Origin of the sequence: Pseudonocardia sp. C8 (assembly GCF_014267175.1) — a bacterium.
GTDB lineage: Bacteria > Actinomycetota > Actinomycetes > Mycobacteriales > Pseudonocardiaceae > Pseudonocardia.
Map to the genome: position 1 here is coordinate 4,645,597 of NZ_JACMTR010000002.1, position 25,579 is coordinate 4,671,175.

Genomic DNA, 25,579 nt, shown 5'->3' on the forward strand with positions numbered 1-25,579 from the left:
CGGCCCATCCTGGAGCGCGGCCGGCCCGCGGGGGCCGGCCCACGGTCAGCCCGGGTAGAAGGGGCGCGCGGCGGTGGAGGACCCCACCGACTGCCGCCACGCGTCCAGGTCGCCGCCGGAGTAGCTCCAGAGCCCGGTCCGGTCGGTCACGTAGATCTCCCGCCCGGGGGCCGCGGCCACCGCACGCAACGGAGAGGTGAGGTTCGTGCCGGGAACCTGGTCGAGGGTCAGCCCGTCGACGGTGACCAACGAGACCGGGCGGTCGGAGTCGGCCGCCACCACGAGCTGCTCGCCGGAGCGCCAGTCGACGGCGACCACGTCACGCAGCTCGCGGGGCCGGAGCTCGCGCAGCTCGCCGATCGACACCGAGCCGCCCGGGCCGGGGACGACCGGCCCGACCAGGGCCCGCCCACCGGCGACGACGGCGATCCGCCCGCCCTCGCGGGAGAGCGCGACGTCCCGGAGCTCGCCCAGGCCGGCGAGGCGCCCGGCGTCCAGCGGAGCCTCCGCCGGCGGCCCCTGGGCCGGGGCCGCGACCCGCCGGAGCCGGCCGTCGGCCACCGCCCAGATCTCGTCACCCGCGGCGTTCCAGCTCAGCGCCGTCACGGTGGCGCCGGAGACCGGCGTCGCCGTGAGCTGGCCCCCGGCCGGGCCGGTCAGCAGCCGCTGGGTGCCGGTCTCCTCCCGGGAGACCACCGCGATCCGGCCGCCGCGCGCGGACGCGGCGGCGTCGACGACGTCGAACGAGCCGTTGCCCGCCTGGCCGGCCACCGGGGTCTCCCGTCCGCCCTCGCCGAGCTGGTGGACCCGGCCGCCGTCGACGACCATCGGGAAGCTCGGGAGCTGGTCGGGAGCCATGACCATCCCGGCGAAGTCGTCCCGGGTGACCTCGGGCCGGTCGGGCAGCAGCGGGTCGCCGTCGGACAGCAGCCGCACGCGCGGCACGCTGACCTCGGCGAGGGTCAGCGAGACCTGGGCGGCGAGCAGCCGCCGGTCCCGGTCGGACAGCCCGGAGACCCCGGTGAGGTCGACGACCACGGCGCCGTCCGGCGACTCGGTGACGGCCGAGCGCAGCCGGGCGGTCGCCGGGAACAGCGTGACGGCCGCGCCCGCCAGCCCCCTCGACGGTCCGCGCAGCAGCACGTCGGTCGCCCGGGCGGCGAGCTGCGCCGGCCGGGTGCTGGGGATGTAATGGGTGTCGGCCATCAGCGTGCCCCGCGCCGGGTCGACGAACCACGCCCGGACCGAGCGGTAGTTCGCCCGGAAGTCGGAGAGCCGCACCATCACCCCCGGCGGGAGCCGCTCGACCCGCCAGTGGTCGTCCTGCCGGACCACACCGATGTCGACCTCGACGGGCGCGGGTGCCGTCTCGAACGCCCCGGCCGCGCTGACCGTCCCGAGCCGGGTGCCCCGTACGCGCACGACCGCGCGGTCCGGGCCCGCGTCGGCGCTCCGCGGCGCGAAGACGGTGTCGAACCGCTCGGAGAGGACGGTCAGCGACGCCCCGTCGTCCCAGTTCGCGGCGGGGGCGGCCAGGTAGCGGCGAGCGGATGCGTGCCGGTCGTCCGGGCGGCCGGAGGCGTAGACGAACCCGCGGACCAGGCCCAGCGGGTCGCTGTCCTCGATCGGGCCGTCCGGCACGGTGCCGCCGGTGTCGCCGGTCTGGCGCAGCACCTGCACCGACGAGTGCTCGGGCACGGTCGCGCACCCGGCGAGCACCGCGAGGCAGACCAGCAGCCCGACCACGGTCACCTTGCTCACCGGTCACCGCCCGGGTCGGTGATGGCGCGTTCGGCCGGCCGGACCGGCGCGGGGTCGTGCCCGCCGGCGTTCCGGTCGTCCTCCGGCGTGTCCTCCCGGCCGCGCCAGTCGTCCCAGCGGGTCGCGATGCCGCGCGGCGGTGTGGGCACCGAGGATCCGGGCCGCCCGTCGCGGCGCTCGTCGGGGTCGTCCTCGCCGGCCGGTGGGCCGAGTGGGAGCGGCGAGACCGAGATGTGCCCGCCGACCTGCCGGGGCAGCGTCAGCCGGAACGCCGACCCGTTGCCGGGTTCGCCCCAGGCCTGCAGCCAGCCGCCGTGCAGCCGGGCGTCCTCGATGCTGATCGACAGGCCGAGGCCGGTGCCGCCGCTGCGCCGCGCCCGGGACTCCTCGGCCCGCCAGAACCGGTTGAACACGAGGTCGGCCTCGCCGGGCCGCAGTCCGACACCGTGGTCGCGTACGAGCACGGCCACCGACGCCGGGTCGCCGGCCATCGTCACCTCCACCGGCCGTCCCTCACCGTGGTCGATCGCGTTCGCCACCAGGTTCCGGACGATCCGCTCGACCCGGCGCGGATCGGCCTCGACGTACTCGTCGGCGGGCAGGTCGAGCACGAGCTCGGTCCCGGCGTCCGCCGCCAGGCCGCGGACGGTGTCCACCGCGTGCCGTACCACCGCGGCCAGGTCGATCTGCTCGGCGCCCAGCTCCGCGACACCGGCGTCGAGCCGGGAGATCTCGAGCAGGTCGGCGAGCAGCGCCTCGAACCGGTCCAGCTCGGTGACCAGCAGCTCGGAGCTGCGCCGCAGGGCGGGCAGCAGCTCGTCCCGGGACGCGTACAGCACGTCGGCGGCCATCCGGACGGTGGTCAGCGGGGTGCGCAGCTCGTGGCTGACGTCCGAGGTGAACCGGCGCTGCAACGCGCCGAACTCCTCCAGCTGTGCGATCTGCGCGGCCAGGCTGCCCGCCATCTCGTTGAACGACTCGGCGAGGCGGGCCACCTCGTCCTCACCGCGGACGTCCATCCGCTCGTCGAGATGACCGCCCGCGAAGCGTTCCGCCACGTCGGCGGCCTGCCGGATCGGCCGCACCACCTGCCTCGTCACCAGGCTGGCGATCGCGGCGAGCAGCACGAGCAGCACGAGGCCACCGACGATCAGCGTGCTCTGGACCAGGTTGAGCGTCAGCCGCTCGCCCTCCAGCGGGAACAGCAGGTAGAACTGCAGCTCCCGGCCGGCCGTGGAGACCGGCTGCCCGATCACCAGCGTGGGCACGCCGTCGACGGTGGTGTACTGGCGGCTCACCCCGCCCTCGGCGACCGTGGCGCGCTGCTCGGGCGTGACCTGGGCGACGTCACCGGAGGAGATCTCCGGCCCGTTCCCGGAGCCGGTGGTCAGCGCGGCGCGGAACTCACCGGCCGCCGGCGACCCCGGGGCGACCCCCTGGGTGTTGGTGAGCCGCTGCAGCGCGGCGTCGAGCGTCTCCTGGGCCCCCTCCCGGTCCGGATCGACCCCGGAGAGTTCTCCCTCCAGCACCACGCGGCCGGCGTCGGCCTGCACGAGCGCGCCGTTGAGCTTGCTCTGCAGGAGTCGCTCGGCGATCTCGCTCTGCAACACCAGCCCGAGCACCAGCACGACGGCCGAGGACAGCGCGAGCGTCGACACCACGACGCGCAGCTGCAGCGACCGCCGCCAGGACGCCGCGACCAGCGCGCCGAGCTCGTGGGCTTGCGCGCGCAGCGGGGCGAGCGCGCGGGCCGCCCGGCGCATCCCCGGCAGCCGGGCGAGGCGGCGGCGCAGCCCGAACCGGGTCATCGCCGGAGCACCCGGGTCCCGTCTGGGCCGGGCGTCCCGCCGCCGGGACCGCGACCGCCGTCCATCACGGGGGCCCGGCCTTGTACCCCACCCCGCGCACGGTCAGGACGACCTCGGGGCGCTCCGGGTCGCGCTCCACCTTGGACCGCAGCCGCTGCACGTGCACGTTCACCAGGCGGGTGTCGGCGGCGTGCCGGTAGCCCCAGACCTGCTCGAGCAGGACCTCGCGGGTGAACACCTGGCGCGGCTTGCGGGCCAGCGCGACCAGCAGGTCGAACTCGAGTGGGGTGAGCGCGATCGGCCGGCCGCCCCGGGTCACCTGGTGCGCCGGGACGTCGATGTCGATCTCACCGATGGAGAGCTGCTCGGCCGGCTCGGCCTCGTTGCGCCGCACCCGGGCCCGGATCCGGGCGACGAGCTCCTTCGGCTTGAACGGTTTGACCACGTAGTCGTCGGCGCCCGACTCCAGGCCCAGCACGACGTCCACCGTGTCGCTCTTCGCGGTGAGCATGACGATCGGGATGCCGGACTCGGCGCGGATCGCCCGGCACACGTCGATGCCGTTCATCCCGGGCAGCATCAGGTCGAGCAGCACCACATCGGGCTGCGTGTCCCGGACGGCGGGCAGCGCCCGGGTCCCGTCGGAGACGACCGTGGTCTCGAACCCCTCGCCCCGCAGCACGATGGTGAGCATCTCGGCCAGGGCCGGGTCGTCGTCGACCACCAGCACGCGCGACTTCATACGGCCCAATATCCCACCCCGGGCTCGGCACCCGGGCGGGGAGGGCGGTCAGGCCGGCCGAACCGCACGAACGGCGGGTCGAACAGCTGACATCTGCGGCGAGTTGCGGTGTCACCTCCCGTGTGACGGTGATCACCATGGACGGACGCCGGCGTGGTCGCCGGCCCGGGCACCGCGAGGGAGAGAGCCATGGTCCAACTCGCAGGAGACGCGGCGTTCGTCACCGGTGGGCGGTCGCGGATCGCTCGCGGAGTCGCCGGCGCCCTTGTCGCCGCGGGCGCCAGGGTGGCGATCGCGGACGCCGACGAGTCCGGGCTCGCGGAGGCTGCCGACGAGCTGAGGCGTTCGGGCGGCACCGTGACGACCGTACGACTCGACGCCGGCGACGCGCAGAGTTGGACGGATGCGGCCGAGGCGGCTGAGGACGCGCTCGGCCGCATCTCGATCGTGTGCGACCTGGACGACGAGGCCGGGAGCAGGGCGACCGGCGACGAGCCGTTCCGGGTGTGCCGGTGGACGTCCGGGGTCGGGACCGGCCGGCGCCTCCCCGCGGCGCACACGTTCCTCCCCCGGTTCCGGGCCCGGGGGGTGCGCCCCCACATCCTGAGCACGGCGCCGGTCTCCGGCCTGGTGGCGATGGGGCTGCTCGTCCCCGGCTCGGTCGCGACCCGCGTCCGCTACACGGTGGGCGTGGCAGCGGCCGGGCTGTTCGGGTCCGCGAGGAGCGGGCAGGCCGCAGGGGCCGTCCACGCCGGCCCCGCCGCGGCAGCCGGTCCGACCGAGGTCGGCCGGCAGATCGTCGAGGCGCTCCCCCGGGACGGGTACCTCATCGCGACCCAGCGGGAGTGGACGACGTCGACGCCGTCGACCGCAGCACTGCTGCCGATCCCGGCCTGACCGGTCACGCCGGTGCCGCTCGAACGGCGGGTCGCACGGCCGGCATCCGCCGCACTTGGCGGTGGCCCGGTCGACGGGCCGTTGCCCATCATCGAAACCAGCCCACCAACGGCGGTGCGGCGACGCCGTCTCGAGGAGAGAATATGGTCTGGCCTGCTGGGGAAGCTGCCTTCGTCACCGGGGCCGCGTCCGGGATCGGCCTCGGGATCGCCCGCGCGCTGGTCGGCGCCGGCGCGAAGGTGGCGCTCGCCGACGTCGACGAGGCCCGGCTCTCCGAGGTCGCCGAGGAGCTGCGCACGGCAGGCGGCACGGTGACCGCCGTGCCGCTCGACGTCAGCGACGAAGCGGGCTGGACGGCTGCGGCCGACACCGCGGAGGCCGCACTCGGTCCGATCTCGATCCTGTGCAACGTCGCCGGCGTCAACGGTGGCGGCACGATCGAGGACACCCCCTTCAAGGTCTGGCGCTGGGTCCAGGGCGTGAACATCGACGGCATGTTCCTGGGCGTGCACACGTTCGTCCCGCGGATGAAGGCCCGCGGCACCCGCGCCCACATCCTCAACACGGCGTCGATCTCCGGCCTGGTCGCGATGCCGCACGTCGGCGCGTACACCGCATCGAAGTTCGCATCCGTCGGGTTCACCAAGGTCCTGCGCCAGGAACTCGGCGACACGGACATCGACGTCTCGCTGCTCGTTCCCGGCACCGTCGCAACCCGGATCAACTACACCGCCGGCGAGGCCGAGGCCCGGCTGCTCGACCGGGAACCGAACCGCGAGGTCATCGAGGCCAACCACGCCGTCCTCGCCAAGGGCGCAGACCCGGACGCGGTCGGGCAGCAGGTCGTCGAAGCGCTCCAGGAGCGCGCGCCCGTCATCGTCACCCACCGCGAATGGGGCGAGCTCCACCGCCGCGAATGTGCCGAGATCGGGGCGGCGTTCGACGCGTTCGACGGCCGCCACGGTCCGGACACGACGGCCCGGATGCTCCTCGACGGCGCCACACCGGTCTCGGCCTGACCACCACACCGCCCCACCCGGAAGGTTGATCGCGTGTCCACGATGAACGCCGCCGTCTGCACGCGGGGCGAGCTGACCGTGCGGGAGGTTCCCGCGCCGCGACCGGGCCCCGGACAGATCCTGCTCGACGTCGCCCGGGCAGGGATCTGCGGCTCGGACCTCCATGCCCGCGTGCACGCCGACCATCTGGCGGACATGTCGGCGACCGTCGGCTACACCGACGCCCCGCGATCCGAGGACGAGGTCGTCTTCGGGCACGAGATCTGCGGGGAGGTCGTCGAGTACGGCGCCGGCACCCACCGCCGGTGGAGCCCCGGCAGCCTCGTGGTGGCGATGCCGATGATCCGCAACGGGCGGACGCCGTACATCCTCGGCACCTCCAAGCACGTGACCGGGGCGTACGCCGAGCAGATCGTCGTGCAGGAGTCGTTCACGTTCGACGTGCCGAACGGCATGCCGGCGCAGCACGCCGTCCTCACCGAGCCGATGGCCGTGGGGTGGCACGCCGTCCGCAAGAGCCGGATCACCAGGAAGCAGACCGCCTACGTCATCGGCTGCGGCCCGGTCGGCCTCGCGGTCATCGGGATGCTCAAGGCCGCCGGCGTCCGCACGATCATCGCCTCGGACCTCTCCCCCGCCCGGCGGGATCTCGCCGGCCGGCTGGGTGCCGACGTCGTCGTCGACCCCCGCACCGCGGACCCCTTCGAGTCGTCACCGCACCCGCCGAAGCTCAGCACGATCCCCGAGTTCCTCAACCTCGGCTTCGACGCGATGGAGAAGCTCCGCCGGATCCCGCGCACGCCCTGGTGGCTGGCCTTCCGCGCCATGCACGGCCTCCGGCTCGGCGACTCCCGTCCGGTGGTGTTCGAGTGCGTCGGGGTCCCCGGCATGATCGACAGCATCCTGGGCTCGGCACCCCTGATGAGCACGGTGGTCGTGGCCGGTGCGTGTCTCGAACCGGACACCTTCCACCCGAGCCGGGCGATCGGCAAGGAGATCGACGTCCTGTTCTCGGTCGGCTACGACCCGGGCGAGTTCCGCGACACGCTGCACATGCTCGCGGACGGGACCGTCGACCCGAGCCCGCTCGTCACCGGCACCGTCGGGCTGCACGGCGTCGAGGCCGCATTCAGCGCGCTGGGAGATCCGGAGCGCCACGCCAAGATCCTGATCGACCCGCGCAGCGACGCGGTCGCTCCCTGATCCGCTTCGATCGGAGGAAACCCCGTTGACCGATTCCGACGGCACACAGACCCCGCTCGCACCGCGGTTCGACCCCGAGATCGAGGACGCACTGTTGGCGCTTCGGGATGCCACCCCTGCGTTGAGCGACGACAACCTCGGTGCGCTCCGGCGCATCTTCGACGATGCTCCGCCACCGGACCTCACCGCCGGCGGTCGGATCGTCGTCGACGAACGCCTCGTCCCCGGCCCCGCCGGGGCACCGGACGTTGCGCTCACCGTGCTCTCCCCCGCGGCCGCGACCACCGACCTGCCGGCGATCTTCTACGTTCACGGCGGCGCGTTGGTGCTGGGCAACCGGTACATGTACATCGACGAGCTGCTCCCCTACGTGGCGGAGTCCGCAGCGGTGGTCATCTCGGTCGGCTACCGGTTCGCGCCGGAGCACCCGGCACCCGGTCAGGTCGAGGACTGCTACGCCGGTCTCACCTACACCGCCGACCACGCAGCCGAACTCGGGATCGACCCCGAGCGCATCATCGTTCTCGGTATCAGCGCGGGCGGCGGTCTGGGTCTGGGCGTGTCCCTGCTCGCCCGCGACCGCAAGGGGCCGGCACCGTCCCACCAGGTGCTGGTGTCACCGATGCTCGACGACCGGATGGAGACCCCGAGCAGCACGATGCTCGACGGGTACCCGAGCGACCGCAACGACATCGCCTTCGGGTGGAGGGCGGCGCTCGGCGAGCAGCAGGGCCGCGCCGGCGTCTCACCGTACGTCGCTCCCGCCCGCGCGGCCGACCTGGCCGGCCTGCCCCGCACGTTCATCGACTGCGGAGGCAGTGACGGGTTCCGCGACGAGGCGATCGAGATGGCTCAGCGGCTGTCGCAGGCCGGCGTCCTGGTCGACCTGCACCTGTGGGGCGGCGGCTACCACGGGTTCGACTTCGCGGCTCCCGACGCCGCCGTATCCCGAGCTGCGAAAGCCGCCCGCGACGAGTTCGTCCGCCGGGCCCTCGGCGCCTGACACCCGCCGGCCGATCACCCGCCCACGAGAGGAGCCCGGCATGACCGGCACCGACGTCACCGCCGTCCCCCGGCCGCCGTTCGACCCCGAGCTCGAGCTCGTGCTGACCACCATGTCGGACGAGGCTCCGCTCGTCATGACCGCAGAGATGATCCCGCTGGTCCGCGAGAACCCTCCGTTCCAGCTGACCGAGGCGGACTTCGAGTCACTGGGCCTGGTGGTCGAGGACGTCACCGTCCCGGGATACCAGGGCGACGAGATCCTGGTGAGCGTCGTGAAGCGGAAGGATCACCACGGCCCGGGGCCCGGGATCTTCTACACCCACGGCGGCGGCATGATCACGGGCGACCGCTTCGCCAGCCTGCAGCTGGCGCTGCCCTGGGTCGTCGACCACGACGCGGTCGTGGTCACCGTCGAGTACCGGCTGGCCCCGGAGTTCCCCGACCCCGTCCCGGTCGAGGACTGCTACGCCGGCCTGGTGTGGGCGGCCGGGAACGCACGCGCGCTGGACTTCGACCCCGAGCGCCTGATGATCGCGGGCACGAGTGCCGGCGGGGGGCTCGCCGCGGGCGTGTCCCTGCTCGCCCGCGACCGCAACGGCCCCCACCTGATCGGCCAGGTGCTCAGCTACCCCATGCTCGACGACCGCGACCGGACCGTCTCCTCGGTGCAGATGGACGGGGTCGGCATGTGGGACCGGCAGAGCAACCGGCTCGGCTGGACCTCGCTGCTCGGCGACCGGCGCGGCACGGACGCCGTCTCCGTCTACGCCGCCCCGGCGCGGGCGACCGACCTGTCGGGCCTGCCGCCCGCCTACATCGACTGTGGATCTGCCGAGGTCTTCCGCGACGAGGACGTCGCCTACGCCTCGGCGCTGTGGGCCGCCGGAGTCCAGGCGGAGCTGCACGTGTGGCCCGGCGGATTCCACGGGTTCGACCTCATGGCGCCCGAGAGCACACTGGGCAAGGCGATGATCCGTTCCCGCAACGCCTGGGTCGGACGCCTCCTCGGCGGTTGACGCTCCCGGACTCCGCTCCCGGGCGGCCGGTCGACCGTCGCCCGGGAGCGGCACCAGCCTGCGGCCCGCCGCAGTAGGCTGGTCGCGCGCACGAGGGAGAGCACATGCAGGAACTGGTGGACCGCCTGACAGCCCTCGACCCCGAAGCCGGCGAGTCCTTGAAGGTCGTCGCCTACTTCGACGCGCTCGTTCTGTCCGGTGCCGGGCTCGATGCGCTCCTGCGGGGGGCAGCCGCGCTGTCCGGCGCGATCGCGGGTGCCGAGCGCCACGGCCGGGTGACCCGGCGCAGCCCGGACGGGCGGAGTGCACCCGAGCCTGCGACCGTGCCTCGCTCACCCGAGAGCACGTACTCGGCCGGGACGGTCTGGCTCGAGCGCGAGACGAAGCCGCACGCCCGCGACGCGATGATCGTCGAACGGCTCGCGCTGGCCGTCGGCGTGCTCGAGTCGCGTCGTGACCCGACGGGTGACCTCGAGGTCGTGCTGGATCCCGAGAAGACGATCGACGAACGCACGAAGGCGCTCGCGCGGTTGCACGTCGACGCAGGCTCGCGGGTCCGGGTCATCGCCACGCATCCCCGGTCCGGCGACGCCCGCAGCGCCCTCACGACCCTGGTGCCGACGAGGTACGGCATCGTGCGGGCCACCCTGTGCCGGGGAGACACCGAGCCACCGTCCACACCGGCCGGGATCGGTCAGTGGGTCGCGGCCGATCACGCACCGGAGTCCTGGCAGGGCGCCCTGATCTCGCTGCAGGTCATCGGAGACGATCGCCCCGTCCTGGACGCCGAGCTGCTCGGCGTGCTGCTTCCGGTCGCGCTGGCCTGCGACCCGGAGTCGCCGCACGACGACGTCCGTGCGCTCGCGCGCCTCGACGCGCGCTCCGCCCACATCCTGCAGATCCTCGTGGAGGCGGACAGCCTCCGCTCGGCCGCCGCCACGCTGGGCATGCACCACTCCTCGATCCAGGCCAAGCACGAGTCGCTCACGAGAGAACTCGGATACGACCCGCGCACCATCACCGGGCGGATCCGCTACGGGATCGCCGAGCTCTACCGGCGCCTCACCGATCCCCGCGTGCTTCCCTGACGCGCGGCGCCACGCCCAGGACCGGGCCGGCTCTCGGTCGACGGCGTCCGCAGGGCCCTGCTCAGTCCCCGTCGACGGCGCTGACCAACAGCGTCGCACCACCGGTCGCGAACGTCGCGATGTCCGCCGCCGCGGACCGTCCCTGAGGTGACGCCATTGCCGCATCGAGGCTCGCGAGGTCGGGGAACCACAGCTCTGCCATCCGGTAGTAGGGCGGCGTCTCACCGGACGGGCTCGGGCCCACCCTGGCCGTCTCGATGCGCGTCACGTGGGGAATGGCCTTGGCAAGCGGCACGTGGACGCCGAGGTAGTGACGTTCGAAGTCCTCCGGCGATTCCGGGTGCCCGAACAGGGCGGTGAGTTTGACCATCGATTTTCCTCGATCTCCTCGGTCCGGTGTGACCTCAGGCCACGCCGTCGGTGTCGACGACGAAGCACGCCGTCGTCGTCATGCTTCCGCCCATGTTCAGCACCGCTCCGCGCTGCGCACCCGGCACCTGGCAGTCACCCGCCGCGTCCTCGACCTGGCGGGCCACGTCGAGCAGCATGCGTACGCCGCTCGCACCGACGGGATGCCCGACTCCCAGCAGCCCGCCGGACGGGTTGATCGGCCACTTGCCGTCACGCGCGATGGCACCGCTGTCGACCGCCCGCCAGCTCTCCCCCGGGTCGGTGAGACCGAAGTGGTCGATCATCAGGTACTCGCTAATGCTGAAACAGTCATGGAGCTCGATCAGGTCGAGGGCCGCCGCATCGGGGATCCGGGCCCGGTCGAAGGCGTCGACGATGGCGCGCCGCAGGTGCGGCGCGACGTACGGCGAGTCGGCGGCGTCGGTGAGCTTGTCCGCGACCGCCATCCGCGAGGTGGTGTGCCCCCAGCCCGAGATGCGCGGGATGCCGTCGCTGCTCCGGCCACGGCGCGCTGCCCACTCCCGTGCGGCTGTCCCGGAGGCCAGGACGACCGCGGCGCCGCCGTCGGTGATCGGGCTGCAGTCCTGGCGGCGCAGCAGGCCGGCCATGGTGGGGTTGGCCTCGTCGTCCTCGGCGAACGCGCGGTCGTCGAAGGTCCAGTTGCGGGTCTGGGCCAGCGGGTTCTGCCGGGCGTTCGCGAGGTTGTTGGCCGCAATGGCGCCGAGATAGCGGTGGTCGAGCCCGTAGCGCCGGTCGTACTCCATGGCCACCGAGTTGAACTGGTGCGGCCACGGGAACTCGACTCCCTCGGTCTCGCGCGGCACCCAGGCACCGGCGGCGAGGAGCCGTTGCGACTCCGCACCGCGGCCGATCCGCATGATCTCCGCGCCCACGACCAGTGCGACGTCGTACCTGCCGGCCTCGATGTCGGCCATCGCCGCGAGAACGGCCATGCTGCCCGAGGCGCAGGCCGCTTCGTGCCGGGACGTCGGCATTCCCGCGAACGCCGGGTCGGCCTCCACCAGCAGCCCGCCCAGGTGTCCCTGGCCGAGATACAGCTCGCCCGCGAAGTTGCCGACGTGGCCGACCTGCACGTCGCCGGCGTCCACCCGGGCCGCGCCGAGCGCGTCCTGCACGACTTCCCGGATCAGGTCGGCGGCGTCGAGCCCCTCCCTGGTCCAGACCCGGCTGAAGTCGGTCTGGGCACCCCCGAGAACGAAAACTCCCTGTCCGGCCACCGTTGCCTCCATGCACCTCGGCCGACGACCGGGTGGGTCGGCCGGCCCGCGCCGGCCGACCCACCCGCCCGTCTCAGAACTCCAGGACCACGCGGCCCCGGATGCCCCCCGACTCGACGAGCCGGTGGGCCTCGGGAGCCTTCTCGGCCGGCAGCGTCCGGCCGACCCGCAGCGTCAGCCGGCCGTCCTCCACGTGCTGGCGGAGACGGTCGAGCTTGGCCTGCTCGCGGGCGTAGGTCGGCACGAACACCGCGCGGAAGTCGATGCCGCGGTCGGCGGGCGCGAGGAAGCCCCGCAGCGTGGCGACCGCGCCATGGTCACGGACCGCGGGGAGCACCGCATCGTCGAGGACGGCCGTGTCGACGACACCGTCCACCCCGCCCGGCGCGGCGTCGAGGATCCGCTGAGCGAAGTCGTCGCCGCGCGGCACGAACACGTCGGCGCCGAGCTCGGTGAGCAAGGGTTCGTCGGAGGGACGAGCCACGGCGACGACGCGAATTCCGTCCAGCTTGGCCAGCTCGACGACGTAGGCACCCACGGCGCCGGCCGCGCCGGTCACCGCCAGGGTGTCACCGGCCTGCAGCTCCAGCAGGTCGATCGCGAGGCGAGCCGTGAGGCCGTTCATCGGGATGGTGGTGGCCTCGACGTAGGTCGAGCCCTTGGGGGTCCGCGCCGTCGACGCGGCGGGGACCACGGCGTACTCGGCGTAGGCCCCCGCCGAGCCGACCGGGTGCACGACGGCCATCACGTCGTCGCCGACCTCCAGGTCGGTCGAGGTCCCCTCGCCGATCTTGTCCAGCACACCCGCGACCTCCATGCCGAGCACGTAGGGGCCGGGCGCGGCAGCCTTCGTCATCGGGCCGCGGAACCCCGCACGGGTCGCGGTGTCGACCGGGTTGACGGTCGCGGCCTTGACCCGGATCCGAACCTCGCCCTTGCCCGGCTCGGGAACCGGAAGTTCCACGATCTCCAGGGCCTCCGGTGCACCGAACTCCTCGACACCGACGGCTTTCATCACGCGCACCGGGTCGGTCTCGTCCGGCACGATCTTCGAGACACCCGGGATGTCGCCGAAGTCGGGACCGAGCTCGCGCGCCATGGACTCCGCGAAGGCGGAATCCATGTAGAGCCGCTCCCCGATGATGAGCTTGTCGACCGGGTCGTACGCGATGACGGCCATGTACTGGCCGGTGACGCGCCGCCCGTCGGGGGAGTTGAACATGACGAACGCCTCGCGGGCCAGGGTGTTCGGCCCGACGGCGTGGACCCGCTTCTCCGCCCACATCGCCTGCTTCAGGCCGCCCGGCAGCATGCGGCGGTAGAGCTCGGTCACCGCCTCCCGCCCGTCGATCTTCCAGCCCAGCGTCGGAAGTTCGTAGTGCGGGTTGGCGGTCAGGGTCGAGATGGTTCCGTCGAAGTCGTAGTTGAGTTCGTACTCCTCGTGCTTGTGGAGGAGTGCCTCCATCTCCTCGAGTGTCAGATCCGTCATTGGATTTCACCCTTTCTTCCGACGGGCGACCGGGCGAGGAAGCCCGGGTCGATGAGCATCCCGTGCACCTGCTGGTTGTGGCTGTGGCAGAGCTGGTGGTACGCGAACGAGGTCTGCATCGCGTTGTGCCGACCCTGGTTGTCCTGGGCGGCGTTGACTGCCTCCTTCGCCAGCTTGAGGGCGAACAGCGGTTTGGCGGCGACGCGGGACGCGAGTTCGAGGGCGACGTCGTCGAGCTCGTCCCGAGGGACGACGTGGTTGACCATGCCGAGCCGGTGCAGGTCCCGTGCCGAGAAGAAGTCGGAGGTGAACAGCATCTCCTTGGCCGTCCGGACACCGACCTCGAACGGGTGGTTGAAGAACTCCGCTCCGGAGACGCCCATGGACACGGTGTTGTCCGCGAAGGACGCATCCTCGGCGGCGACGATCAGGTCGCACGGCCAGACGAGCATGAGACCGCCGGCGATGACCTTGCCCTGCACCGCGGCGATGGTCGGCTTCGGCAGGTTGCGCCACCGCTCGGAGAGCCCGAGGTACATCTCCTTCTCGACGGCCATCTGCCCCTCGGCGCCGTCGCAGCCGAAGCCGCACCAGGTACCGACGCGGCGATGGCCCGCCACGACCTCACGGGCGTCCGCCTCGCGCAGGTCGTGCCCGGACGAGAAGTGCGGCCCGTTCGCGGCGAGGATGATCACGCTCACCGCATCGTCCTGGGCGGCCAGGTCGAAGGCGTCGTTGAGCTCGTGGAGCAGACGCATGCTCTGCGCGTTCCGCGCGTCCGGGCGGTTCAGGACGATCCGGGCGACCCTGTCCGCCGGCCGCTCGTAGAGGATGTGCTCGAACTCGCTCACGGCCGGTCCTGCCCGCCGGATCCGGCCGCCCGGGCGGCGACGGTGGCCGCCGCAGCGGCCGCGGTGGCGGCGACACCCTCGACCCGCTCCCGTGTCAGCGGCGGCACGAAGCCGGGGGCCATCGCGAAGTCCGCGTTCGTGTGGGCGACCGGCCGCCGGTGGGAGAACGTGTCGAACCCGGCCTTGCCATGGTAGCCACCCGAGCCGCTCATCCCCACCCCGCCGAACGGCGCAGCGTGGTTCATGTAGGCCAGGGCGAAGTCGTTGCGCGACACCGAACCCGACGTGGTGTCGCGGAGGAACCGCCGGAAGTCGGCACCGTCCTCGCCGTACCAGTACGACGCGAGCGGGTGCTCTCCCGCTCCGGCGTACGCGATGGCCTCGTCGATCCCGGTGTAGGTGTGCACGACGAGCACCGGCCCGAAGATCTCCTCACGGTGGATCGCGGCACCGGCCGGCACGTCGAGCAGGAGCGTCGGCGGGATGCGGCGGGCGGCCGCGGCCGGCAGCCGGTCCCGTTCGGCGTCGGGCACGATCACGATCTCGGCCGCACCCTTGGCCGTGGCGTCCGCGACCAGCCCGGTAACCCGCCGGTAGTTGGCCTCGTTGATGACCGCCACGACGTCGGGGTTGTCGACGAAGGTCGGGAAGTGCGCGAGCACGGCCTGCCGGTAGGCCTCGACGAAGGCCTCCCTTCCCTGCTCCGGGACGAAGACGTAGTCCGGGCAGAGACACACCTGGCCGCTGTTCACGAGACGGGCGGGTGCGATCCGCGCGGCGGCGTCGGCGACGTCGGCGTCGGGGGCGACGATCGCCGGGTTCTTGCCCCCGAGCTCGAGCGTCACCGGCACCAGGTTCCGGGCCGCAGCGGCGCCGACGATGCGACCGACCGCAGGCGATCCGGTGAAGAAGATGTGGTCGAACCGGAGCTCGCTGAACGCCTCGGCCGTGGCCCGGCCGCCGTTGACGACCGCGACCTCGTCGGCGTCCATCCGCGACGCGACCGCACGGGCGAACACCGTCCCGGTGTGCGGGGTCATGTCCGAGATCTTGATCATCACCCGGTTGCCGGCGGCGAGTGCTTCCACCGCGGGCAGGACCGCGAGCACGACCGGGAAGTTCCACGGGCCGATGACGCCGACGACGCCCTTCGGGCGGATCTCGATCGTGGTCGAGACGGCCCCTCCCAGTGCGGGGGGAACCTCGACCGGCCGCATCCAGTCCTCGAGGTTCTCGCGGGCGAAGGTGATCGCGTCCGTCGCGCCCAGGAGGTCGAGCTCGAGCGAGGTCGTCTCGGGGCGGCCGCCGAAGTCGGCGTCCAGCGCCTTGGCGAGCTCGTCGGCGTGTTCCAGGACGGCGGCCACGAAGCGGTCGATGCGGTTCCGGCGGGTCGCGGCGTCGGGGACCGGGTCGGCGGCCTGGGCGGCCCGTTGGGCATCGAGGAGCCGCTGCAGCTCGTCCGGCGTGACGTCGGTGACGGGTTCGGTGTTCATGTCGCCATTTCCTCCTCAGACGAGCGCGTTCTGCGCCGCGGTCTCCGTGGCCCAGCGGTAGTCGGCCTTGCCGGCAGGGCTCCGGACGACCGCGTCGACGCGGACGATGGCCTTGGGGAGCTTGTAGCGGGCGAGGGTCTTCCCGGCCCGGGCCAGCAGCTCCTCGTCGCTGGGGTCGTGCCCGTCCTCGATCTGGACGACGGCGACGACCTCGGTGCCCCAGCGCTCGCTCGGACGCCCGACGACGACCACGTCGCCGACGCCCGGGTGGTCCGCCAGTGCCGACTCGACCTCCTCGGCGAACACCTTCTCGCCGCCGGTGTTGATCGTCACCGAGTCGCGGCCGAGCAGCTCGATCGTGCCGTCGGCCAGGACCCGGGCCCGGTCACCGGGCAGCACGGTGCGGACGCCCTCGACGGTCGGGAAGGTGCGCTCGGTCTTGTCGCGGTCGCCGAGATAGCCCATGGGGATCGGGCCCTGCCGGCCCAGCCACCCGGTGGCCGGATCGCCGGGCTCGAGCAGGCGCGTCCGGCTCTCGTCCACCACACAGGTGCCCGCGGCTGCCGTGAACACACCGGACGTCGCCGGCGCCTGGCTGGTGCTGATGTTCGACAGCTGGGAGCCGCTCTCGGACGAGCCGGCCACGTCGACGACGACGACGTGCGGCAGGTTCCGCAGGATCCGGTCCTTCACCGGTGCGGTGGTCACGGCTCCACCGAGGCCGACCATCACCAGGGAGCTGCCGTCGTGCCCGCCGCGCTCGAACTCGTCGAGGACCGGGGTCGCGAACGCGTTGCCCACCATGTTGATCAGCTGGACGCCCTCGGCATCGATCGCCGTCCACACCGACTCCGGATCGAGACCGTCGACGACGTCGGGGAACACGACCTTCCCGCCGGTCAGGAAACCGGCCATCGCCAGCCACTGGGCCGCGGCGTGGATCAGCGGTGGCAGCGGCATCACCACGCGCGCAGGGCTGTCGACGACGATGGCGACTCCCTCCTCCAACGAGCCCGCGTCGAGCAGGCCCTCCGGGAGGAACGCCGCGATCGCGCTGTCGAGGATGTCGGCCTGCGTCCACGTCGTGCCCTTCGGCAGGCCCGTGGTGCCGCCGGTGTAGACCAGGTACAGGTCGTCGGGATCGGGCCGGACCGGCGGCGCCTCCGGGTCGGAGCCGGCCAGGGCCTCCTCGTAGTCGAGGGCGCCCGGGAGCAGTGCGTTGCCGGACCCATCGTCCACCTGGAGCAACAGCACCGGCCGCTCGGTCAGCGTGTCGAGGACGCCGGCCAGCGTGGGCGCGAAACACCCGTGGTAGATGACGGCGCGGGTCCCGGCGTCGTCGAGCAGGTGGGTGAGCTCGGCCTCGACGTACCGGTAGTTGCAGTTGAACGAGGCGGCCCGGGCGGCTGCGGCGCCGAGCATGCCCTCGACGTACTCGTTGCCGTTGTGCAGGTACAGCGCGACGTGGCCCTGACCCGAGTCCCAGGGCTCCAGCTCGGCGCGCTCCGTGTCGACGGTGACGCCGTGCGCCAGCAACAGGTTGGCCAGCCGGTTGACGCGAGCGGCGACGTCGCCGTAGCTCAGCCGCCGGTCCCGGAACACGATGCAGTCCCGCTCCGGGACCGCCGCGGCGACACCGGCGAACAGCGCTGCGTGGTTGTAACGCATCAGATCTCCTCTAGCTGCAGCGCACGTCGACGAGGGCCTGGCGACCCTGGTCGCGGACGACACGGAAGGCTTCCTCGAGCGCACCCCTGAGCTCGCGACGGTGGTGGACCGTCACGCCGTGGCCGCCCGACGCGGTGCAATACGACGCGAAGTCCGGCGAGGGCGACAGGTCGGAGAACCGCTCCTCCGCGCTGGTCATCGCGGTGCCGTTCGGATAGACCGAGTACGTCGCCGCGTCCACCGCCCACCACCCGCCGTTGTTGGCGATGACCGTCAGCACCGGCAGGTCGTGCTTCGCGGCCGCGTGATGGCAGGCTGCCGGGTTCGCGAACAGGTAGGCACCGTCGCCCAGCGTCGCCACCACGGTGCGGTCCGGTGCGGCGTACTTCGCGCCCAGAGCGGCGGGCAGACCCCAGCCGAGGCCACCCGCGGACGGCAGGAAGAAGTAGGTGCCGGGCTCGGTCCGGTGGAGCAGCTCGGGCACGCCGACGTACTCGTTGAAGACCAGGTCCTCGTCGTCGAGCAGCTCGCCGAGGACCGCCGAGATGGTCGCCTTGGTGATCGGCTGATCCGATTCCTCGAGCGCCCGGGTCCGCAGCGTGTCGACCGCGTCGCGGCTGGCGGCGGCACGGTCCCGGATCCGCGTGGTGCGGGCGGCCTCGTCCCTGACCGCACGGGTCTCGAGCTGGGCGCGCAGAGCGGTCAGGAACGCGACCGGTGTGGCACTGATGTTCAGGTCCGACCGGTGCGAGCGCATCGGGATGGAACCGTGGATCGGGTCGACGGCGACCTGGGCGATGAACGTCTCGTCACGCGGCGTCCAGTAGTGCTCGATCCAGGGGACGTCGCACTCCAGGAACACGATGAGGTCGGCTTCGGCGAAGACGGGCCCCGGGTCGGTGCCGACGTGGTGCGGGTGGTCGATCGACACCGTCAGGAACCGCGAGAACGAATCGGCGACACCGATGCCGAAGCGGGAGCAGACCTCACCGAGCAGCTCGGCGGACCCCCGCTCGGCACCCGACGCGGTCGAGACGACGACCGGGAACCTCGCGGCGGCGATCCGGTCGGCGAGCTCGGCCACGGCGGCGGGATCGGGTTGGACCGAGGCCGGCACGGCGGTGCGTGGGCGGTCGGCCACGAAGCCGGCGGCCGGCTCGGCGAGGACCTCGCGCGGCAGGGAGAGGTAGACCGGCCCGCGCGGGTGGGACTCGGCCACGCTCACGGCCCGGTCGACCACGTCCTCGACCTGCCGGGCGTCCCGCAGCTCGTAGTCCCACTTGACGAGCTCGCGCACCAGGCCGGCCTGGTCGAACATCTCCTGCGTCCAGTGGATCGGCAGGTCGCGTGCGCCGGTGGCACCGGCCTCCAGGACGGGCGAGCGCCCGGCGGTGACGAGGAGGGGGACGCGGTCGCGTGATGCGTTGGCGACCGCGCACGCCGCGTTGGCCGTACCGACGCTGACGTGGACCATCAACGCCTGCGGCCGGCCCGACACCAGCGCGGCACCGTGGGCCATCCCACCCGCGAGGTTCTCGTGGGCGCACAGGACCGGGGTCGGCAGCGTCGGACCGCCTTCCTCCTTGTTGACGGCGTAGGCCTCGACGATCGGTGCGAAGTCGGTCCCGGCGTTCATGAAGATCGACTCGATGCCGAGCTCGGCGAGCCTGGCGAGATAGGTGGTGGCGACGGTCAGCTGCATCGGAATCCCTCTGTTCAGGGCGTGGACGAGGTGACGGGCTCGGAGCGCGGGCGGAGCGAGGTGGCGATCGAGGCGAGCTCGCGCCACTCCGGCATCGGCAGGCTCTGCCGATCGGCCGACAGCACCTGGAGCGACACGTGGTCGGCCCCGGCGTCGAGGTGCGCCTGCACGCGGTCGGCGATCCGGTCGAGGGACCCCCACGCCACGATCGCGTCGACGAGGCCGTCGCTCCCCTCGCCGGCCAGATCGTCGTCGCCCCAGCCCAGGCGGCGGAGGTTCTCGGTGTAGTTCGGCAACGCGAGGTACATCTGCATGAACCCCCGGGCGATACGCCGGGCCTCCACGGGGTCCGTCTCGAGCACGACGGTCTGGGCAGGCGCCAGCACCGCGTCGCCGCCCAGCACGTCGCGGGCCACCTTCGTGTGCTCGACCGGCACGAAGTAGGTGTGCGCACCCGCGCTCCGCTCTGCGGCGAGCCGCAGCATCCGCGGCCCGAGGGCGGCCAGCACACGGCTCGGCGCCGCCGGTGGGGCCGCCGCCAGGAAGGTGGCGTCGTCCATCCGGTCGAGGTAGTCGACCATCGTCCGGTACGGCCTGTCGTACCGGCCCCGATGAGCGCCCTCGACCACGGACCGGTGGCTCACACCCACCCCGAGCAGGAACCGGCCCGGGAACGCCTCGCTCAGCGTCCGCCAGCCGGCGTTCATCGTGACCGCGGTGCGGGCGTACAGGCTCGCGATCCCGGTCGCGACCGTCATCCGGTTCGTTGCGGACAGCAGGAGGGCGGCGCTCGCGAACGGCTCGCGGCCCACCGCCTCGGGCACCCACAGCGCCCCGAAGCCCAGCTCGTCGAGCTCGGCGGCGGCTTCCCGGGCGCGAGCCATCGGCTGGAGGTCGAGCCGGAAGGTCCAGATGCCCAGCGGACCGAGCTTCGGGGCACTTGCGTCGCTCATGGCAGCAGCCACTCCACGTTCGTCCGGAAGAACTTCAAGGATTTCGTCGTGATCTCCTCGCCGAGCGCCTCCACCGGCAGCCAGCGATTAGATAGATCAATCTAATGGCAAACAGAGGTACCGCACCAGCTACGTCAACGGTTCCTCCGCGGCGGGTATCTGCCTCGACGTCGGCGAGAACGCGGGCAGGCCGGCGCCGGCGAGTTGCGCGCACGCCGGAACAACCGGTCCGGCGACGGGATACCGGCCCGGGTCAGGTCGTGCCGGCCGCGACGGGTACGCCGCAGTCGGTGGTCATCCCTTGCGGGAGCCCTCGCGATCGTCGCCGGCGGTCTCGGCAGCGAGCGCAGCGGCAACGGTGTCCGCCGCCAACCGCCCTGCGGTGGCCACCGGTTTCGTGCTACGGGTGGTGCGCGCGAGCAGGAGGGAGCCCTCGAGCAGGGCGAAGATCTGCACCGCGGTGTCGCGGGCCGTCCCGGCCGTCATTCCGGCCTCGGCGAAGCGCTGCTCGAGAACCGCGAGCCAGGACTCGAATGCGGAGGCAGCCGCGACGCGCATCGGTTCGTCGGTGCTGGCCACCTCGAGGGCGATCGTCGCGATCGGGCACGAGTAGTCGAAATCGCTCTGCTCGAGGAGCTCCGCCGCCAGGACGAACGAGTCGGCGGTGGCCTCGGCGACGTCCTTCGCATCCGGGTACACCGACTCGATCAGCTGACGGTAGCGCTCCCCACCGTGCTCGAGGGCGGCGACGCCGAGCTCCTGCTTGCCGCCGGGGAACCAGTGGTAGAGCGATCCGTACGGCGCCGCGGCGTCGGCGAGAACCGCCTTGACCCCCGTCGCGGCGTAACCGTTGCGGCTGAACAGTGCCGCCGCCGCCTCCACGAGCCTCGTCCGGGTTGCACGCTGGCCCTCGGCCGTCGCCGCGCTCGAAACCATGATCCGCATACTACCCGTAGATCGTTCTATCCCGTTGCCGCAGGCATCCCCACCCCCGGGCGCGGTGGAAGCCGGTGGTGAGCGGCAGCGACGGTGCGATCGTTACGGCAGCAGCCACTCGGCGTTCTTCGTGAAGAACTTGGTGGCCAGTTCCTCCCCGAGCGGCTCCACCTTGGCCGCCATGTTGTCCAGCGCATCCTTGGTCCCCTCGACGTGCGGGTAGTCGCTCGAGAAGCAGAAGACGTCGGCGAGATCCGGATCATCCTTGAAGTAGCGGTCGATCGGCTCGAAGTTGAACGGTGAGACCCGCACGTTCCGCGCGATGTACTCGGACGGCTTGAGCGGGAACCTCGCCGCGGCCGAGCCGGGGAACACACCGACGTACATGTCCATACGCCGAGCGGCGTTGCCGACCCAGTGTGCACCGACCTCCAGCAGGCCCACCCGCAGCCGGGGGAACCTCTCGAACACGCCGCCCAGAACCATGGTGGACAGGTAGTTGTCCACCGCCATGTGCACCGTGGCGAACATGTGGATCGTCGTGTTCGGGATCTCCGGGGACTGGAACAGGTCCATGAACGTCTCGGCCATCGACCATCGCGGGTCCAGGAAGGCGAACTCGGTGCCGATGTGCAGCGTGACCGGGACGTCGGCCTCCTCGAACATGCGCCAGAACGGGTCGAGCTCGGAGTGGGCCGGCGAGAGGCCGCCCGGGGGGTTGTCGGCCTGGACGTAGACGGCCCGGACCCCTGAATCGATCAGCTTGCGCCCGGTCGCGATCATCTCGCTCAGGTTCTCGCTGGTGGGCACGATCCCGACCATCCGGATCCGGCCGTCCGCCAGCACGGGCTCGCTCGTGACCCACTCGTTGTAGGCCCGCAGGAAGCTGGCCGTGAACTCCGGCCTCGACATGCCTTCGAGCATCGAGACGTCGCCGCCGAATCGCATGTCGAAGGCCGTGTCGTTCATGCCGCCCACCATCATCGCGGCGATCGCGGTCGTCGGGAAGACGAGCTGACGGTCGATGCCCATCGTGTCGAGCACCTCGAGCCGGCGGTGCATGTCGATCGCGCTCGGAGCCGGCGGGCCCTTGATCTTCCAGATGTCGCACGGCTCGATCGGGCTCACGTCGCCGACGATGTCGGGCTGGTGCATGTTGGTCGGTGTCGGATCAGGACGCAGCTCGTCCATCACCTCGAACAGCCGGCCCATGATCCGGCCGGGCTTCCCGAGGACGTCTCCGAGGAGGTGACCCGGAATCATCTCGTGACTGTCGATGTCGTTGGCGAGGAGTTCCATCGTGTCCTCTCTAGATAGATTGATCTAGCCAGCTCTAGGCTGGCATGTGCGCCCGATCACGTCAAGCGGCTCCCGGACGTTCCGCGCACGCGCAGCTGGCGTCGCCCCTCCACCGATTGACGCGGTGGGACCCCTCCGGCTACGCTTAACTAGATTGATCTATCTAGGAGCAGGAGCGTCTCCGCTTCTCGACAGCAGAAGTGCCCTCGTCCACGCGCCGCATACGCCGGCGGTGACATCCCGGCCGAGACGCCCTCGGCACGACGGGATCCCACGAACCACGAACCCGGAAAGGCCAGGACCAATGATCAAGGTCGACAGGATCGCGCACGTGGTGATCAAGGTGCGCAACCTCGAGAACTCGCTCGACTTCTACACCCGCGTCCTCGGGCTGAAGGTGATGGGCAGGATCGAGCCGAACGTGGCTTTCCTGTCCACCGGGCGCGACCACCACGAACTGGGGATCGCCGAGATCGGCGACCAGGCTCCCGGCAACTCGTTCTACCGGGTCGGCGTGGAGCACTTCGCCTTCCGACTCCGTGACGAGAACGACCTCCGGGAGGCGTACCAGACCCTCCTCGACGAGAACGTCGAGATCGCGTACACCGTGAACCACGGCGTCGCGAAGAGCGTCTACTTCCTCGATCCCGACGGCAACGAGCTCGAGGTGTACGCGGACAACTCGCCGGAAGAGGTCGCGAGCTTCGACAACCCCTACGGAGGGATGGAGAAGCTGGACTTCGCCCTCGACAAGCCGTCACTCATGGATTCGATCGTCAAGGCTCAGCAGGAGATGGCGTCGGCCGCGACCGGATGACGGGTTCGCCTCCCCTCTCATGGCCCGGGCCGTCATGGCCCGGGCCATGACGATGAGCCGAGTCGATGCGAGTTCGTCGAGCCGTGGTCGAGCGTTCCGTCCCGTCGCCGCCGGCCCCCGTACACGGGGGCCGGCGGCGAGGGACCGACCGCGGAGGAACCCCGCGACGGCCGGTCACAGGTGCACGATGGTGCGCCCCTTGATCGCGCCCGCCAGGATCTGGCCGGCCACCGCCGGGATGCCGTCGAGACCGACCTCGTGGGTGATGCCCTCGGTCAGGTACTTCGGCTTGAGGTCCGAGCCGAGCCGCAGCCACAGGGCGGCACGCACGTCGGCCGGGCACATGACCGAGTCGATGCCGAGCAGGTTGACTCCTCGCAAGATGAACGGCAGCACCGTGGTGCTCAGCTCGGAACCACCGGTGAGGCCGCAGTTCGCCACCGAACCGCCGTAGCGCGTGGTGCTCAGGAGATACCCGAGCGTCCCGCCGCCGACCGGGTCGATGGCGCCGGCCCAGAGCTCGGCGTCGATCGGACCGCCCGGGGCGGAGACGTCCTCGCGCCCCAGGATCTGCGCCGCGCCCAGCTCCCGCAGGAACTCGTGCTCGTCGACCTTGCCCGTGCTGGCAGCCACCTCGTAGCCGAGGCCGCTGAGCATGTTCACCGCCGTACTGCCCACGCCACCGGTGGCACCGGTCACGAGAACCGGGCCGTCGCCCGGTTCGAGGCCGTTCTCCTCCAACCGCTGGATGGCGAGCGCCGCGGTGAAGCCCGCGGTACCCAGCGCCATCGCCTCCCTCAGGGAGAGGTTCGGCGGCAGCGGCTCCAGCCAGTCGCCCGGGAGACGGGCGTACTCGGCGTACCCACCGAAGTGCGCCGTGCCGAGTCCGCGACCGATCGCCACGACCTCCTTGCCCACCTCGAAGCGGGGGTCGCTCGACTCGGCCACGGTGCCGGCGATGTCGATCCCCGGCACCATCGGGTAGGCGGTCACCACCGGGCTCTCCGGCAGGCAGGCCAGGCCGTCCTTGTAGTTGACGCTCGAGTAGCGCACCCGCACGGTCACGTCGCCTGCCGGCAGGTCGTCGAACCCGAGCTGCTCGACCCCGGCACGGAACCCGGCGTCGTCGTTGCGGAGGACGAAGGCGTCGAACGTCTCAGTCATGAGTGGCCACCGGAGAGTTGATGGTCTTGCCGCGGGACTCGGCGACCGCGAACGCGTCGTGCTTGGCGATGATCGGGGCCGAGTCGCCGATCGGGGTGACACCCGGCAGGGTGCGGAAGTCGTCTCCGAGCTGCTCGGCCATCATCCCCGCGAAGACCGGGTCCATGTACATCCGCTCGCCGGAGATCAGCCGCAGGTCGGGGTCGAACGACATCACCACCATGTAGAGGCCCGTCACCCGCTCCCCCGCGGAGGTGGTGAAGGAGACGTACGCCTCGCGGACCAGGGTGTTGGCGGCCACCGCGTGGACGCGCTTCTCGGCGGCCACGTCGCGCACCGTCACGTACGGCATGATCCGCCGGTAGGTCTCGCGGACCGGCTCGGTGCCGTCGATCGCCCAGCCCAGGGTCGCCAGCTCGTAGTGGGGATCTGGCGTCAGGGTCGCCATCGTGCGCTCGACGTCCTGTTCGAGCTCCGCGATCTCGTGCTCGAGCAGGATCTCTTCCATCTCCTGCTTCGTCAGTTGGTTCACGACTTCCTCCAGCCTCATCGCTAGATAGAGCGATCTACTCAGCCGAGGCTAGGGCGGAGACGACCCGTCGTCAACGACTCTTGCCCGCGACCATCGTCTTGGATAGATTGATCTAATGGACACCGACCGCGTTTTCGAACTCCGCAGGTACGACGCCGTCCCCGGCAAGATCGACGCCCTCCTGGACCGGTTCCGCAACCACGCGGCCCCCCTCTTCGAGAAGCACGGGATGGCCAACATCGGCTTCTGGGTGGAACTGGACGAGGACGGCAAGCGCACCGAGACGCTCGTCTACCTCGTGGCGCATGCGAGCCGCGAGGCAGCTCAGGAATCCTGGGCGTCGTTCTGGGACGACCCCGAGTGGGTCGCCGTGCGGACCAACGGCGAGCAGGTCACGGCGAGGGCGACGTCGGCCTTCCTCGACCCGGCCGAGTTCTCCGGCCTGCGCTGAGGCCGATCCACCGTGGGTGGGATAGGGCACATGGAC

General features: G+C 71.8%; 23 protein-coding genes. 8 read left to right on the forward strand and 15 right to left on the reverse strand.

Features of this window, described 5'->3' with window-relative positions; genetic code table 11:
* Window positions 1–45: 45 nt before the first annotated feature.
* The 3 genes from H7X46_RS22015 to mtrA all read right to left on the reverse strand — a co-directional run bounded on the left by H7X46_RS22015 (window position 46) and on the right by mtrA (window position 4,311).
* Complete coding sequence (locus tag H7X46_RS22015; RefSeq protein WP_186361206.1) at window positions 46–1,761, reverse strand: LpqB family beta-propeller domain-containing protein; 1,716 nt, start codon at window positions 1,759–1,761, stop codon at window positions 46–48.
* On the reverse strand, window positions 1,758–3,569 hold the full coding sequence (mtrB, locus tag H7X46_RS22020; RefSeq protein ID WP_186361207.1) for an MtrAB system histidine kinase MtrB: 1,812 nt from the start codon (window positions 3,567–3,569) through the stop codon (window positions 1,758–1,760). Before mtrB ends, H7X46_RS22015 begins: the two co-directional genes overlap by 4 nt.
* Before the next feature lie 64 nt (window positions 3,570–3,633).
* Window positions 3,634–4,311 carry an MtrAB system response regulator MtrA gene (gene mtrA / locus H7X46_RS22025; RefSeq protein WP_186361208.1) on the reverse strand — a complete coding sequence of 226 codons (678 nt, stop codon included), beginning with the start codon at window positions 4,309–4,311 and terminating at the stop codon, window positions 3,634–3,636.
* Window positions 4,312–4,500: 189 nt separating this feature from the next.
* On the opposite strand from mtrA, the gene H7X46_RS22030 reads away from it, so the two are divergent.
* The 6 genes from H7X46_RS22030 to H7X46_RS22055 all read left to right on the forward strand — a co-directional run bounded on the left by H7X46_RS22030 (window position 4,501) and on the right by H7X46_RS22055 (window position 10,539).
* A complete protein-coding gene (locus tag H7X46_RS22030) occupies window positions 4,501–5,208 on the forward strand; it encodes an SDR family NAD(P)-dependent oxidoreductase (RefSeq protein ID WP_186361209.1) in 708 nt (235 codons plus the stop codon).
* A gap of 143 nt (window positions 5,209–5,351) precedes the next feature.
* Window positions 5,352–6,227, forward strand: a complete 876-nt coding sequence (locus tag H7X46_RS22035; RefSeq protein WP_186361210.1) for an SDR family oxidoreductase — start codon at window positions 5,352–5,354, stop codon at window positions 6,225–6,227.
* Between the two features lie 42 nt (window positions 6,228–6,269).
* Entirely contained in the window at window positions 6,270–7,430 is a 1,161-nt protein-coding gene (locus H7X46_RS22040; protein ID WP_186362825.1) for a zinc-binding dehydrogenase, read from the forward strand.
* Window positions 7,431–7,455: 25 nt separating this feature from the next.
* The gene (locus H7X46_RS22045) at window positions 7,456–8,433 is read left to right on the forward strand and encodes an alpha/beta hydrolase (RefSeq protein WP_186361211.1); all 978 of its coding nucleotides are present in this window, start codon (window positions 7,456–7,458) and stop codon (window positions 8,431–8,433) included.
* 40 nt (window positions 8,434–8,473) lie between these two features.
* Window positions 8,474–9,451: an alpha/beta hydrolase gene (locus H7X46_RS22050; protein ID WP_186361212.1), complete on the forward strand. Its 978-nt coding sequence runs from the start codon at window positions 8,474–8,476 to the stop codon at window positions 9,449–9,451.
* Between the two features lie 104 nt (window positions 9,452–9,555).
* Entirely contained in the window at window positions 9,556–10,539 is a 984-nt protein-coding gene (locus H7X46_RS22055; protein WP_186361213.1) for a hypothetical protein, read from the forward strand.
* Window positions 10,540–10,600: 61 nt separating this feature from the next.
* Here the strand turns inward: H7X46_RS22055 and H7X46_RS22060 are convergent, their stop codons facing one another.
* From H7X46_RS22060 to H7X46_RS22105, 10 genes are all read right to left on the reverse strand, one after another.
* Window positions 10,601–10,909, reverse strand: a complete 309-nt coding sequence (locus H7X46_RS22060; protein ID WP_186361214.1) for an EthD family reductase — start codon at window positions 10,907–10,909, stop codon at window positions 10,601–10,603.
* A gap of 34 nt (window positions 10,910–10,943) precedes the next feature.
* The gene (locus H7X46_RS22065; protein ID WP_370588903.1) at window positions 10,944–12,188 is read right to left on the reverse strand and encodes an acetyl-CoA acetyltransferase; all 1,245 of its coding nucleotides are present in this window, start codon (window positions 12,186–12,188) and stop codon (window positions 10,944–10,946) included.
* Between the two features lie 73 nt (window positions 12,189–12,261).
* A complete protein-coding gene (locus H7X46_RS22070; protein WP_255426194.1) occupies window positions 12,262–13,677 on the reverse strand; it encodes an NADP-dependent oxidoreductase in 1,416 nt (471 codons plus the stop codon).
* On the reverse strand, window positions 13,674–14,528 hold the full coding sequence (locus H7X46_RS22075; RefSeq protein WP_186361216.1) for an enoyl-CoA hydratase: 855 nt from the start codon (window positions 14,526–14,528) through the stop codon (window positions 13,674–13,676). The genes H7X46_RS22070 and H7X46_RS22075 overlap by 4 nt, the downstream gene beginning before the upstream one ends.
* Window positions 14,525–16,021 (reverse strand): aldehyde dehydrogenase family protein, encoded by a 1,497-nt coding sequence (locus H7X46_RS22080; RefSeq protein ID WP_186361217.1) that lies wholly within the window; start codon window positions 16,019–16,021, stop codon window positions 14,525–14,527. Before H7X46_RS22080 ends, H7X46_RS22075 begins: the two co-directional genes overlap by 4 nt.
* Window positions 16,022–16,036: 15 nt before the next feature.
* Complete coding sequence (locus tag H7X46_RS22085; protein ID WP_186361218.1) at window positions 16,037–17,689, reverse strand: AMP-binding protein; 1,653 nt, start codon at window positions 17,687–17,689, stop codon at window positions 16,037–16,039.
* Between the two features lie 10 nt (window positions 17,690–17,699).
* On the reverse strand, window positions 17,700–19,391 hold the full coding sequence (locus tag H7X46_RS22090) for a thiamine pyrophosphate-requiring protein (RefSeq protein WP_186361219.1): 1,692 nt from the start codon (window positions 19,389–19,391) through the stop codon (window positions 17,700–17,702).
* A gap of 14 nt (window positions 19,392–19,405) precedes the next feature.
* Window positions 19,406–20,344: an LLM class F420-dependent oxidoreductase gene (locus tag H7X46_RS22095; RefSeq protein WP_186361220.1), complete on the reverse strand. Its 939-nt coding sequence runs from the start codon at window positions 20,342–20,344 to the stop codon at window positions 19,406–19,408.
* Between the two features lie 294 nt (window positions 20,345–20,638).
* Window positions 20,639–21,280, reverse strand: a complete 642-nt coding sequence (locus H7X46_RS22100; RefSeq protein WP_186361221.1) for a TetR/AcrR family transcriptional regulator — start codon at window positions 21,278–21,280, stop codon at window positions 20,639–20,641.
* Between the two features lie 102 nt (window positions 21,281–21,382).
* Window positions 21,383–22,579 (reverse strand): amidohydrolase family protein, encoded by a 1,197-nt coding sequence (locus H7X46_RS22105; RefSeq protein ID WP_186361222.1) that lies wholly within the window; start codon window positions 22,577–22,579, stop codon window positions 21,383–21,385.
* A 304-nt stretch (window positions 22,580–22,883) separates the two neighbouring features.
* Here H7X46_RS22105 and H7X46_RS22110 point away from each other — a divergent pair, with 304 nt between their 5' ends.
* On the forward strand, window positions 22,884–23,396 hold the full coding sequence (locus tag H7X46_RS22110; protein WP_186361223.1) for a VOC family protein: 513 nt from the start codon (window positions 22,884–22,886) through the stop codon (window positions 23,394–23,396).
* 174 nt (window positions 23,397–23,570) lie between these two features.
* On the opposite strand, the gene H7X46_RS22115 is transcribed toward H7X46_RS22110, so the two are convergent.
* On the reverse strand, window positions 23,571–24,560 hold the full coding sequence (locus H7X46_RS22115; protein WP_186361224.1) for an oxidoreductase: 990 nt from the start codon (window positions 24,558–24,560) through the stop codon (window positions 23,571–23,573).
* On the reverse strand, window positions 24,553–25,092 hold the full coding sequence (locus H7X46_RS22120) for a hypothetical protein (RefSeq protein ID WP_222131386.1): 540 nt from the start codon (window positions 25,090–25,092) through the stop codon (window positions 24,553–24,555). Before H7X46_RS22120 ends, H7X46_RS22115 begins: the two co-directional genes overlap by 8 nt.
* Window positions 25,093–25,207: 115 nt before the next feature.
* On the opposite strand from H7X46_RS22120, the gene H7X46_RS22125 reads away from it, so the two are divergent.
* Complete coding sequence (locus tag H7X46_RS22125; RefSeq protein WP_186361225.1) at window positions 25,208–25,543, forward strand: NIPSNAP family protein; 336 nt, start codon at window positions 25,208–25,210, stop codon at window positions 25,541–25,543.
* Window positions 25,544–25,579: the final 36 nt, after the last annotated feature.